This window comes from Cohnella luojiensis (genome assembly GCF_004564235.1).
Taxonomy (GTDB): Bacteria; Bacillota; Bacilli; order Paenibacillales; family Paenibacillaceae; genus Cohnella; species Cohnella luojiensis.
Window position 1 is genome coordinate 1 of sequence record NZ_SOMN01000018.1, and the last position, 12,813, is coordinate 12,813.

General features: G+C 50.9%; 13 protein-coding genes. 5 read left to right on the forward strand and 8 right to left on the reverse strand.

The features are described 5' to 3' along the window. Positions 1 to 270 precede the first annotated feature (270 nt). The 3 genes from E2980_RS13145 to E2980_RS24235 all read right to left on the reverse strand — a co-directional run bounded on the left by E2980_RS13145 (position 271) and on the right by E2980_RS24235 (position 1,777). On the reverse strand, positions 271 to 1,032 hold the full coding sequence (locus E2980_RS13145) for a hypothetical protein (protein WP_135152640.1): 762 nt from the start codon (positions 1,030 to 1,032) through the stop codon (positions 271 to 273). Positions 1,033 to 1,169: 137 nt separating this feature from the next. Beyond that, on the reverse strand, positions 1,170 to 1,535 hold the full coding sequence (locus E2980_RS13150; RefSeq protein WP_135152641.1) for a hypothetical protein: 366 nt from the start codon (positions 1,533 to 1,535) through the stop codon (positions 1,170 to 1,172). A 101-nt stretch (positions 1,536 to 1,636) separates the two neighbouring features. After that, on the reverse strand, positions 1,637 to 1,777 hold the full coding sequence (locus E2980_RS24235) for a hypothetical protein (protein WP_205699971.1): 141 nt from the start codon (positions 1,775 to 1,777) through the stop codon (positions 1,637 to 1,639). A gap of 143 nt (positions 1,778 to 1,920) precedes the next feature. On the opposite strand from E2980_RS24235, the gene E2980_RS13155 reads away from it, so the two are divergent. Then, the gene (locus E2980_RS13155; protein WP_135152642.1) at positions 1,921 to 3,573 is read left to right on the forward strand and encodes an SWIM zinc finger family protein; all 1,653 of its coding nucleotides are present in this window, start codon (positions 1,921 to 1,923) and stop codon (positions 3,571 to 3,573) included. Continuing rightward, positions 3,570 to 6,530, forward strand: coding sequence for a DEAD/DEAH box helicase (locus E2980_RS13160; RefSeq protein ID WP_135152643.1), 2,961 nt, complete (start codon positions 3,570 to 3,572; stop codon positions 6,528 to 6,530). The genes E2980_RS13155 and E2980_RS13160 overlap by 4 nt, the downstream gene beginning before the upstream one ends. A 159-nt stretch (positions 6,531 to 6,689) precedes the next feature. Here the strand turns inward: E2980_RS13160 and E2980_RS13165 are convergent, their stop codons facing one another. Further along, positions 6,690 to 6,890, reverse strand: a complete 201-nt coding sequence (locus tag E2980_RS13165; RefSeq protein WP_135152644.1) for a hypothetical protein — start codon at positions 6,888 to 6,890, stop codon at positions 6,690 to 6,692. Between the two features lie 138 nt (positions 6,891 to 7,028). Further along, complete coding sequence (locus E2980_RS13170; RefSeq protein WP_135152645.1) at positions 7,029 to 7,364, reverse strand: LytTR family DNA-binding domain-containing protein; 336 nt, start codon at positions 7,362 to 7,364, stop codon at positions 7,029 to 7,031. A gap of 211 nt (positions 7,365 to 7,575) precedes the next feature. On the opposite strand from E2980_RS13170, the gene E2980_RS13175 reads away from it, so the two are divergent. Beyond that, entirely contained in the window at positions 7,576 to 7,935 is a 360-nt protein-coding gene (locus E2980_RS13175) for a helix-turn-helix domain-containing protein (protein WP_135152646.1), read from the forward strand. 23 nt (positions 7,936 to 7,958) lie between these two features. Here E2980_RS13175 and E2980_RS13180 read toward each other — a convergent pair whose 3' ends face one another. Then, on the reverse strand, positions 7,959 to 8,627 hold the full coding sequence (locus E2980_RS13180; protein WP_135152647.1) for a hypothetical protein: 669 nt from the start codon (positions 8,625 to 8,627) through the stop codon (positions 7,959 to 7,961). A gap of 31 nt (positions 8,628 to 8,658) precedes the next feature. Further along, a complete protein-coding gene (locus tag E2980_RS13185) occupies positions 8,659 to 9,390 on the reverse strand; it encodes a ZIP family metal transporter (protein ID WP_135152648.1) in 732 nt (243 codons plus the stop codon). Between the two features lie 251 nt (positions 9,391 to 9,641). Between E2980_RS13185 and E2980_RS13190 the strand changes: the two genes are divergently transcribed. After that, entirely contained in the window at positions 9,642 to 10,289 is a 648-nt protein-coding gene (locus E2980_RS13190; RefSeq protein WP_135152649.1) for a transcriptional regulator, read from the forward strand. Positions 10,290 to 11,150: 861 nt separating this feature from the next. After that, on the forward strand, positions 11,151 to 11,336 hold the full coding sequence (locus E2980_RS13195; protein WP_135152650.1) for a DUF2524 domain-containing protein: 186 nt from the start codon (positions 11,151 to 11,153) through the stop codon (positions 11,334 to 11,336). 53 nt (positions 11,337 to 11,389) lie between these two features. On the opposite strand, the gene E2980_RS13200 is transcribed toward E2980_RS13195, so the two are convergent. Then, on the reverse strand, positions 11,390 to 12,733 hold the full coding sequence (locus tag E2980_RS13200; protein WP_135152651.1) for a cytochrome P450: 1,344 nt from the start codon (positions 12,731 to 12,733) through the stop codon (positions 11,390 to 11,392). Between the last annotated feature and the right edge of the window lie 80 nt (positions 12,734 to 12,813).

The following is a 12,813-nucleotide window of genomic DNA, read 5'->3' on the forward strand; positions in this document are numbered from 1 at the left end:
AGACACCCTGCCAGTCCTACTCCTGTTGGAGTTAGGACCTCTGCTTCGGCTACGGCACTTTAAAGGGTAAAGTTACCGAGTGGATTTGAACCACTTAGATTGTGCGACTGTGAGGCGCACAAAGAAAGAGCGCTCCCGGGGGCGCTCTTTCTTTGGTTCATTTGATTTTCGGCACGCCAAGATGCGTATAATCAAGAGCTTGAAGAGTATGTTGGATGAACAAATGCGCCAATTGTATACCTAGACTCAACTTCATCAACTCCACTCTGTTTATAGATTCATGTCCTTTAACGCTGCATAATTGATCTCGTACACGGGGTCCCGCCATTCGGCAATTTCTATTATCCTCTCCACGAACTCGCGGAAATCCGGCGATTCGGAGTCCAGATCCTCCCGGATAAAACCAATAACCTTCCAATCCTCCAACGTGAGCCAGTTGTTCTCCCAGAGATAATCATTATATTGTTTCCGGGTACAGCTTCTCTCCACGATCTCATCCCCGATCACCTGAAAAACGATCTGCTTTTCGTAATTAGAAGGATATACATACAAGCAGCATCGGCTGTCGCGACGTTTCCTAACGGGATATCCCACCTTCAAGTCGCTATAATCATAATTGACGTGCAGCCCCCAGATCTCTTGCAAGAAGATTAGCATTTCTTCTCGATATCGTCGCGCCACCTTGCTCTTCAGGTTTCGATCTACCCATTGGATGGCGTTCGGATGTATAAACCTTTCCTCGATAGGCTTCCTTATAACAGGCTCGGGAAACAGCTCCTTATAATCGAAATTCAAAGCACCCTCATTCAACGAAACCAAAGCTCCCTCCTGATCGAAAACGATATAAGACTTATTGACCCTGTGCTTGTAATGAAACTTCCCTTCCTCGTTTCCCATGAATGTCAAACAGACCATGATTTTGTCCTTATCCTCGGGACAGAATTTCTCCAAGTAATCGATAAGCGGGGCAAATGCCCGATCCGACCACTCCTTCGTTATTTTTCCTTTTGGATAATTTACCTTTGCATACATCCGAATTGCCTCCTTGGACAACAAAAAACACCGTGCAAGCAGAAATAAGGCTTCTGCAAGCACGGTGCTTCCGTGTCTTGTTAATATTGAGACTAATATAGCATGAAGCTCTTAAAGTGACAATGGAATTATGCCTTTCACCTCCGCAGAAGAGTCATGTGCCAGCTGTCGGAACGGCTTAAGGAGCGCGTGTTTCTTGCCCGGTTGATCGCGCTGACAAGGAAGAAGATTCGTACTCCGTCTCCTGTATTATTACGGAAAAGAACCCTGTTAGGCGTCAGCTCGCCGCTTCCTCCACCGGCGATGAATATGCCCGGAGACGGCGGGGCTTCTATTTTGATCGCGAAAGCATCGTTGTCAAACTCGAAGTTAAGGTCTTTAAGAATGAGACTCTGCCTGTTTTGCACATCGATAACGATTTGCTGAAGAAGGATCGTTCTGCGGGGAGCGACAGCGATCGCGCACTTGCCTCCGACGATTCCGTTCAATTGAAACGATGACATCATTTCACCTCCTGAGCTATGACTTGTACCACAGCTTATTCAGGAGACTTCCATATGGATTGAGTGTTTGCACCCCGCGCTAACGCGTGGATTTTATTGATTTAGGCTTTGGCTAAACGGACGGTTGAGTCTTTCGCGAACCATTGATTGGCGACCGTTACGCCGAGCACGTTAGCCATCATGCCCGTACCGAGTCCCGTAACGAAGCCCCACAAGAGTTCAAACTGCCACAAGGATGTCATAAGCGGACAACTAAATTAAAGCATTCTTTATTTTGTGTCAACCCGGCAGCTGATTTCATCGCTATGAAGAAATGCTATACTTAAATGGGATAGAACCCGAAAACGAAATCGTAATCATGTAAAATCCATAGGAGATATTGCTTATGATACCTACTTACGACTTGGACGAAGATCAGTGGAATTTACTTGTCCAGGATGTTGCGGATAATTTTGACGACGTTACCTTGAGCAGAGGGTTTCAATACTATAAGCAAGGCCGGGTCGTAAAGCTCACGTTACCGTCACAACGATATGTGAAAGCCCAAGTGGAAGGAACCGAGCGCTACTTCGTAGAAATCAACCTCGATTTCTTCACCGCAAGCTACTGCGACTGTCCGGTTAACGGCTTCTGCAAGCATATGTTCGCCGTGATATTGAAATACGCGGACATGCATAATCGATCGGTCCATACGCTCGTGAACGCCAAGATGACTGCGATGTCGAGACCGGATCCTAAACCCTCCCATGCCAAATCCTACAACCAAGCAAAACAGCTGGCGGAAAAGAAAGCGGCGGAGAACGAAAGACTGCTGAAGGAGCAAGCCCAACGCATACCCGAGATGAGCATCGCCCAATGGCATGAGCTATTCGAGCTCCGAAACGAATCGCTGACGCAGGGCTCGAGGAATACGCAGTTCGTGCACGATTCGCTGAAATCTCTTCTCCGAATGAAGCCTTCGCTCCCGGATAATCTTGAGCAGCTGTATGCGTTGCACGCGCAGTTGTTCGTCCTGTCGAAGCTTACGAAACAACCGCAGGACCAGTCGGGATACGTGTATTCTTATTTGGCTTTTCACACGCATCACGCGGCTTCCGATTTACAGGAGTCTATCGGGCAATCCATCGCGAACGCGGCAACCATGGCTGCAAAGCAGTCCAACGAACAGCTGGTCGAACAGACTTTAACCTATTTGCGCAACGAAATGCTGGCGGAAACGAACAATAACCACTATTTCCTGTCGCATTACCAAGCCATCTGGAGCCAATGGATACATCCCGCGACCCAAGATGCGTTTCCTATTTATTCCGAGGAACTGCTCCAATTGGAACGCGCCTCCGGCGATGCTGGGCAGTCTTTGTCTCCCTTAGCGCGAAGAGTGGCGCAAGCCGCCATGTATCAATATCAAACCAACGATCAAGAAGCTCTCAGGCTGCTTACCGAAGCCAACGAGATCTCCAATATTCCATCCGACTCGTTAACGCCTTTCTTAGCCCATCTCTCGCAATCCGGGCAGTGGAAGCGTCTAACGCAGTGGCTCGTAGAGATCACTCCGCTGCTCAACCTTCGGCGTAATGCGAGCATTCGTCCTTATACGGACTTCTGGGAGCTGGCCGTTCATCATCTGCCCGAAGTTGAATCTCTAATGTGGGACACCTTCGTCTCCTTGCTGCCGCATACGCGTGCACTGTATGAAGAGAAATTGCTTGCTAACGGCAAATGGGAGCGTTGGATGGATTATCACCTCAGCATAAACAGCGACCCCATGGATTTCCGGGTGACCGATCTGCATCCCCTGGAGAAGAATGCGCCGGAGATTCTGCTCCCCTTCTACCATCAGGCAGTGGAACGATATGTGCTGATTAAAAACAGGGATGGCTACAAAGCGGCGGTCAAGCTCATGAAGCGTCTGGCCAAGCTATACAAGAAGTTAAAGCAGGAGCCGCGTTGGGAGCACTTCCTTGCTTCTTTCATCAGCCGTAACAGCCGGCTTCGCGCGCTGCAGGAGGAACTTCGGAAAGGGAAATTGGTGCCATGACAACGAGAAAACATACGGAAACGATCAGCATACAAGTCCTTTTCGACCGGCAAGGGAATGCGCTTATCCACGGCTCTTTCAATGAACACACTCACGCTTCCGGCGTTTTGCTAAAACAGAGCTTGTTCGCTTGGCATGAAGAATCCTTCTACGGAACCGAGCTGGAGGTCCGCCATATCCAAGGACTAGAGCTTGTCCTCCTTCCTGCGGAGATGGTCATCTCCTTCTTCGCGGAAGCTAAACGGCTCCAACATATCGAATGGACATGGGACAATTTTGCCGCTCGGCTTCTCGTGAAGCTTGCACCCAAGCTGGCCGAATTTCTTAGAGAGAAGCAATATCTCCCAAGCTATTCTGCCTTCCAAACAGGCAAACTGCTATGGACTTGGGATGAGGAAGCTTTGGAAACGGATGAACAGGCCGCGTTAGACGTAGACGAGGAAGACGCCGATGCTGTCGATGGGTTGAGGGCCGCGTTCTCTGCGTCGGTCTTCCACGCACATTACGGTTCGGAAGCAACGGCTTCGGATTTACGAAGGGAATTTCCGTTATTATTCGCTCGGAACAACACGACGGATACGGGTCTTGACGAGAAGGAATGGTTGATCGTAATAGGCTGGAAAGCAGACAATGCTCCCTTTCGGCCCGCTCTGCAGCTACTGGAGCCGAGCGACGGGGAAGAGGCATGGCGGCTTCAGCTTGTCCTGCAGGATAAGCGGGACGCGGCGGCGATATTCCCCGCGCGGCTTGCGGAGGATGGCGATGTTTTCGGCTCTTGGCCGAGTTCCTGGACGGCGCATGTCAGACTGCGTTCGAACAGCTGGTTGGAGAGATTGCGGGCGAGTTTGCCTCCCGATAGGCTAAGCCATGATCGCGATAATATCCTCTCCAACCTTCTGGATGATGAAGCCGCATGGAGATTCTTGACCGCGGACAGCCAACGGCTGCTTGAAGCAGGCTGGCAAGTGCTTCTGCCCGCTTGGTGGGAAACCGCCAGCCGCAAGAAGCCGCGGCTTCGGGCCAAGGTTAGCTCCGGCGAAGGATCGCGGACAGGCGGCTCGTTGTTCGGTCTTGATTCGATTATCGATTTCAACTGGCGAATCGCGATCGGCGAAGTCGACCTATCCGAAGCGGAGTTCGCCGAGCTCGTCGCGCGCAACGCGAGGTTGGTTCGTTTTCGCGGGGAATGGATTCAGCTTGATCCTGCTTTGCTCGCTCAAATTCGCAAAGCGATGGCATCCGTGGACAAGCGGCAAGGCCTTTCCTTCCAGGACGTACTCCAGCTCCACCTGCTCGGAGGAGAAGGAACATTCGCGGAGACGGAGGGCAATTCGGCGGAACAGGAAGCCGAGCTTGCGGAACGTATCAAGCTAGAGGTGGAGCTGAACGAGCATCTGATCAAGCTCATCGGGCAGCTCAACCAGCAGACAGAGCATCCGAAGCTGCCCGTCCCTTACGGACTTCGGGCAGAGCTGCGGGCCTATCAGCAAGAAGGCTATGCCTGGCTTGCTTTCCTGCGCCGATTTGGTCTAGGAGCCTGCTTGGCGGATGACATGGGTCTGGGCAAAACCGTTCAACTAATCGCGTATCTGCTGCATATCAAGGAGAATACTCCGGAGTCGGATCCGAACAGGCTCCCTTCCCTGATCGTTTGCCCGACTTCCGTTCTAGGCAATTGGCAGAAAGAAATCGAACGTTTCGCTCCTTCGCTGAAAGTCATGCTGCATTACGGAAACCGACGGCTAAGCGGGGAAGCATTCCTCGAAGAGGCTAAGCAAGCGGACGTCGTGCTGACATCCTATGCCACCTGTTCTCTCGATCAAGAGACGTTGCAAGGCTTGACTTGGACCTCTATCAGTCTCGACGAGGCGCAGAATATCAAGAATGCACAGACGAAGCAGTCGACGGTCGTTCGAAGCCTTCCCGCGAAACACCGGATCACGCTTACTGGAACGCCGATCGAGAACCGATTGGCGGAGCTTTGGTCGTTGTATGATTTCATCAATCCCGGTTACTTGGGCAGCTCCCGTGAATTCACCAACCGTTTCGCCGCCGCGATCGAGAAGGACCGGGACGAGCAGCTCACTTCCGACCTTCAGAAGCTGATCAAGCCGTTCATGCTTCGCCGCAAGAAGAAGGATCCTGCGATTCAGCTCGACTTACCGGATAAGAACGAAATGAAAACTTATGTTCACCTTACGACGGAACAAGGCGCCTTATACGAACAAACCGTCAATGAGCTGATGGAGAAAATGCAGAAGCTAGAGGGCATCGAACGCAAGGGTGCCATTCTCGCCGCGCTCACGCAGCTTAAGCAGCTTTGCGACCATCCTATGCTCCTTACCAAGGATGAGATACCAGCTATCATTGACGATTCCGAACCGCTAGTCAGCCGGTCCTCTAAGCTCGAACGCTTGCTCGCCATGGTCAAGGAGCTGCGGGAGGAAGGCGACCGCTGCCTCATATTCACGCAGTACATCGGCATGGGGCAGATGCTGAAGCTTGTGCTGGAGCAGGAGCTTGGAGAACCCGTTCTCTACTTGAACGGCAGCACGTCCAAAACCGCCCGCGATCGTATGATCGACCTTTTTCAATCAAAGGAAGAGCCCGCTTCGGCGGACCAGCCAAACGTATTCATTCTCTCGCTTAAGGCAGGCGGCGTTGGCCTAAATCTTACCGCGGCGAATCACGTATTCCACTTCGACCGCTGGTGGAATCCGGCCGTCGAGAACCAAGCGACGGATCGCGCCTACCGCATGGGACAGACCCGCGACGTACAAGTGCATAAATTTATCTCGCTCGGCACGCTCGAGGAGCGCATCGACGAGATGCTGGATAGCAAGCAGCAGCTAAGCGATAACGTCATCTCCTCTTCCGAGGGCTGGATCACAGAGCTTTCGACGGACGAGCTGAAGGATCTCTTCACTTTGCGACGGGATGTCATTGGACAAGCATAAACGGCTTTCGCCGTCCTTAGGACGGGGATATACGTTTGTGTCGAGCGGTCTGATGAGTGTAAAGACATATAAAATTATACTTTCTGATCGTATGATAATAGAAAAGACAATGACCTTACACGGCCAGTGTCTTTTTTCATTACGTATCATATATGCGAGTTAGGAAGGACGTTGGATTTTAGTTTTCTTGATCAGTTTGCGAATAGCCATATTTCCTGAGATTACGATAAGTGCTCCTGCAAGGATACCTATCGAAACGGCATTTGCCTCAGATGCACCTGCGCTGAAAGCGACAGTTCCGACCGCGGTGCCCAGAGGGACCCCGATTACCACGACGACAATTCCTAAAGCTTTACCCATGCCGGACATCCTACTGGTAACGACTGTAGCCGCGCATGCGATGGATGTCATTAATCCGGCTATTCCCAATAAGAGCATTCCCTTCACCTATTCTAGTAGAATCGTTCATTCTACTAGACTTGCCATATGAAGCGGATTCTAAACTCCGCCATCGCCGCGAAGCTCTATTTTTCCAAGCATTTTCCCCGAAACGGATAGTAAGACAACGCTATCGATCGTCCGAATCCTCGCAACGTTGAGCAAGGGGTCGAAGGAATCTATGCTGCTTGAGTTGACAATCGTCCCCCTGTCCACTCGTATGAACCCCGCTGCTTCCAGAAGCAACGATATATCCTTGATGGTGGATATCGTCCTATATTTCTCGTCGTAAGTGTAAAATTCAATTTCCCCCGCCCCGTCCGTCTGTATGAACTTGATTTCCCGCGCTTCTACCAAACGATGTTCCCCTTTAGAATTCAGCAGTGGCAGCAGCATGCTTATCCCCTCACTCACGGAGCTTTGTATATGTCGGGTAGAACCGGTAATAATACCAATGAATCTAGATTGAAACTCGAATTGTTACTATACATCTCAATTGTAACTCAAAATAATATTTATTAGTACTGTTTTTATCATTTTCTGTATTCAACGGCGCGTGTAAACCTGCTCGGGATTTATCTACACTGGAGTCAAAGAGGTGTGGACGATGGATATCGATATTCTTAAGCTAGTCGGACAGCGCATACGGAGCTTGCGGAAGGAACGAGGAATGTCTCAGGAGCTGCTCGGGGAAAAAGGGGGCTTTCATTATTCCTATATCGGCCAGATCGAGAGGGGAGAGAAAAATATTTCCCTTCTGAATCTCGCTAAGATCGCCGCCGCGCTTGAAGTAAGCCTGTCTCAATTGTTCACCTACGTGGACGAAGAGGAGCAGCGCACGGAATCCGAGACCGATCTGCAGGAAATATTGTCGACGCTTAGGTACCAGCGCCCTGACCAGGTCAGAATGGTTCGGAACGTCGTCCGCGAAATACTGGGCGAGCACGACAAATACACGACCGATTGACCGAGATAGCGATAAAGCCGACCTTATAGGGTCGGCTTTTCCGTTGAATCAGGGAATGAGGCATATCGTAGAATTGCAGCGGCTGCCCGTTCGCGCCTTTCCGCATCTTCGCTTCGCATCGCTTTCTTTAAGATTTCGAGCGCTTCAACAATCGTATCCTTGTCTATTTGAACCTGAGGGCGATTGTCTGCCGCGAAAGCGTGCGTCGTCGTGACCTGAGTTTTTGCCGATAACCAACGATCTAATTGTGCACGGGGAATTGGATAATCATACTCCTTCACCGTCGAAGAATGGTTAAGAAATTCCTGTACACTGGCGTTGAGCTCGCTCCGTGGAATGCGTGTTAACCAAGTAACTCCTCTACGGTGGCACATTCCGTTCAAAACGGAATCGGACGATTCGACGTAATAGTAATCTCCGAGATCCCCCAGATAAACTGTATCCTCATGACCGATCAGAACATAATCCCCATCCTGCATCGTATTCACGAAAGCATTGAGCTCCTCGATTGGGCCATCCACCTCTAGCCCCTGTTCCCCATAGGCCCGGGTTAAGCTCTCTCTAATATCGTCGATGCCTGAGTTCTCTAGATTTCCGAGCCCCGACCATCCGATACTCACGTAATTGTCCGCGAGGAATCGCTCCATAAGGTCGATTCCCTGCGGATTTGATTTGATCTGGAACAATTTCATCCGTTATTCCTCCACAGCCAGCGGTCGACATTCATCCGAACCAATGGCTAATATAGACCATCATCAACATCCCGAAAATAAATGAATAGGTCGAGGGTCGTTCATAACCGTGCCCATGGCTCTCGGGAATCAATTCCTTGTATGCGATGAACAACATGGCGCCCGCGGCGAAGGCCAGACCGAAGCCGATCAGGTTCTGGATTCCGCTTGCCGTCGCGTAACCAATGATCGCCGAAACGGCCTCCATTAAGCCTGTCAGGAATACGATGGCGAAGGATTTCCATTTGCTTACCTTCGAATTGATCAAGAAGACGGCCAGGATGAGGCCCTCAGGAATGTTCTGGGCACCGATAGAGATGGCCACCATCGGACCTAAGCCTGCATTCTGGCTGGCATAGCTGAACCCGGTACTCAAGCCCTCCGGAATATTATGTATGAAGAGGGCGATGATCACCAGCAGGGACTTCGAATCGAAAGAGCTGACGCGACTATCGTTCTCTACGTCGATGTGAGGAATGTTCTTCTCGATTAAATCCAGTATCACGATCCCCAGTAATATGCCCACGGTTAAGCCGATAATGTCGGATTCCTTGATGGCCTGAGGCATCAAACCGAACGTTGAAGCAGACACCATGATTCCCGCCGTAAAGGCGATGAGAATATCCTTCGATTTCTCCGATAGTTCTTTAATGAAGAAAATAGGAGCCGCCCCTAGCACGGTGGCCATGGCCGAGATGATGCTCCCGATTAATGCAGTTTCCACTATTCCTACTCCCTTCAAGTCAAAGCAAGCTAATGTTCCTGAATTGATTCTAGTTATTATTCCCTTTCTTGGCAATGCTCCTTCGAAAGCTCACCGTTGCTGGAGCGAATGGCTTGCGATATACTGGCTGTATAGGTCGTGAAGAACACGCCGCTTCTATTCAACCACCCTAATGAGTATTTTGGGGTGCGTTGTTCGGAAGCGGCGTTTATTCATTCCTAGAGATAATTTAGCGAGTAGGAGGATTTCAATTGTCCCTTTTCGAGCAAAAGTATGAACAATGGCTGCAGTCCAATATTGTAGAGGACCCGAATCATAGAAGGAGAGAATGGCTTCTGAAAGGACTTGGCCATGGAACGGTCGAGTTCCTTCGTTCCGTATGGTTTCCCATAATCGGTCATTTCGAGCACTTGAAGCCGGAATGGGAGGTGCGTGATTTCAATAATGGATATCGTTACTTGGATCTAGCCTATATGCCCGGAGGCGCAAAAGGAGGGATCGAGATTCAGGGTTACGGATCCCATGCCAGAGATCTTGATGTGAAGCGCTTTAAAGATCTTTGCAACCGCCACTGTTTGTTATCGCTTGATGGGTGGACGTTTCTTCCGGTCGCTTACCCTTCCATTACCGATGAACCCAAGCAGTGCCAGCAACTCGTTCTCTCCTTTATAGGTAAATTTATCGCCTCCGATGTTCCCGCTTCATTATCATGGTTGGAGGCCGAAACAATTCGTCTTGCTCGACGATTGTTGCGTCCATTTACGCCGCTGGAGCTTGCATCGCATCTTAGGGTGAGCGATCGACATGCCCGGCGCGTCTTACATAGGATGGTCGAATTAGAGTTGCTTGATATAGCCAGCGGTCATGAGCGAGTTAGGACGTACAAGCTCAAGCTGTAGGTCATGCAAGGGTATGGGGTTGAGGGGATGCCAATGTTTCTGAGCGGACAGGAGATCCGTTATCATGTCGAAAACAACGTATTTGGCGCCACTTCCGGACTGTAGTTCCGTTATTCCGAGGAATAGCAGGTTGCTTGGCACCAATTTGGACGAATAACGGAACCTGGGTCCGATGCACGAGCATTCAGCACAAATCTTAGTGGATAACGGAACTACGGTCCGCCGGCGGCGGCGGACATACATTTGGTAGCTTGCAATGGTAGAGGGTTGAGGGGATGCCAATGTTTCTGAGCGGACAGGAGATCCGTTATCTTGTCGAAAACAACGTATTTGGCGCCACTTCCGGACTGTAGTTCCGTTATTCCGAGGAATAGCAGGTTTCTGGGAACCAATTTAGACGAATAACGGAACCTGGGTCCGATGCACGAGCATTCAGCGCAAATCTTAGTGGATAACGGAACTACGGTCCGCCATCGCGAGAGGGGCATGAGTGATTTCTCCGATATGCCCGCCGTCTTACCGGATAACGAATGCGTCCCCTTCTTTAACCAAGGCGCCGAACTCTTCCGCGGAATCCCCGTTTTTCCGCATGGATAATGTTCGCTTCGTTCATGGCTTCCTGCCTCACTCTTCGCTACTCGCACATCCGACTTCATGAACTGTACGGATTTACGGATGCCGCTCCTCAACGAATAACCGGAACTTTTTCCACAAACAATATCCCGTATCTCTTCAATGAAGGAGGAATTGAAATTGTCTAAACAACAAGGACACGCAAACAAGAACACGACAACCCGAACCTCTGATAAGAAAGGCAACAAATCCGGGAACAAATAAACGGCGGAGAGGATGGCGTCCAGCTTGCTGAATCAGTTAGAAAGCAACTACGACTGCTCGAACGCTGGCGATGACCTGCATCAATTAAAGCAGGAGCTAGAGCAGCTCATCGGGAACGGCGGCGACGGACTGTCGGAGGAGACGAACGAGATTAAGAATCGGTTGGAGAATCAGATTCATTTCATACAGAACAAATGCGACATCCATTGATCTGAGGTTATTGCAGCATCAAGAAACCCGACCTCGCGAGGTCGGGTCTACGTCTATCTGCTCCTCGGAACCATCCAACGGCCGTTCTTCACTCGCAAGGAAACGAGCGGTTCCGGCTTTTCTTCGCCTTGCCCGGGAAGCGAAGCGAACTCAAACCTTCCGGCCAACGTTCCCATTATTAAGCCCCCCTCCAGCAACGCGAACTGCGAACCGATGCAGCCCCTGGAGCCTCCCCCGAACGGAAAATAAGCAAATCTCGCCCATTGGGACGTTCCTCCGTCGAAACGCTCCGGGCGAAACGCGGAGGCATCCCCGAACACGCCGTCGTTGCGATGAATCGCGTAAGGACTAATAAGAAAGCTGCTGTTTGCAGGGAACCGGTCACCGAGCATAATAAGCTCCCGCTCCGACTCGCGAAGAATCGCCCATGCCGGAGGGAAGAGCCTTAACGTCTCTTGCACGACCTGCTTCGTATAATCCATCTCCCGATATCGCTCGTAAGCCGGCAACGGTTTGCCTGAGTCCTCTTCACTCGCCCGAATTCGGTCGAGTTCCCCATGCAGTCGATGCACAGTATCGGGAGATCGCTCCAAGCAACACCAAGCCCATACCAATGCATTGGCCGTCGTCTCGTGTCCGGCGAGCAGCATCGTCATCATCTGATCGCGGATTTCTTGATCGGACAGAGCCTGTCCGGATTCGTCCTTCGTATCCAGCAGCAAGCCAAGCATGCTATCGGAATATTCTTCTGGATTCCGTCTCGCCTTGGAGATGGCCTCGTAGATCATCGCTTCCAGCGTCCGGATCGCCTTTTTATGTTTGACGTTTCCGGGTGTCGGAATGGCAAAAGGCACAATGATCGGCGAGAATATCGTACTTGCCGTATGGCGAATCGTGACGTCAACCGCGTCCGCAAGCTCTGCCTTATCCTCATCAAGCTCGGTCTGGAACAAGCTGCGCGCGATTATTCCCAATGTCAGCTGCATCATAAGCTCATGCATGGCGACGGGAACCCCATCCTTCAGGGAATCGGCAAGCCTTTCCGTTTCCTCCTGCACAATCTGGGCGTAGGCTTGAATTCGTTCCTTATAGAATACCGGCATTAAGTAACGTTTCTGCTGCCGATGAACCGCGTGTTCCGAAGTGAGCAGTCCGTCTCCTATCGTCCTGCGCAGAACGTCCGAGCTTCTTCCCTTGCGGAAGTGCTGCTCTTGATGAACGAGGATTTCCTGGACGAAGTCCGGGGAATTTACGACATAAGTAGGCCGGAACGAGCTCGTACGCAGCGAAACAACGTCTCCCATCGGCAATGCGTCTACGAGGAACCCGAGCGGATCCCTTTGAAATCGAATGAAATTGGCCATACGCGAGGTTGGAATACCAGCGACTCTCGTCATCGCGTTCCCCCCTTCCTATAGGGGGATTTTATCATTTTAGCTAGGGTATTTGCCAATAGCCTTCCAGTACTCGATTTATC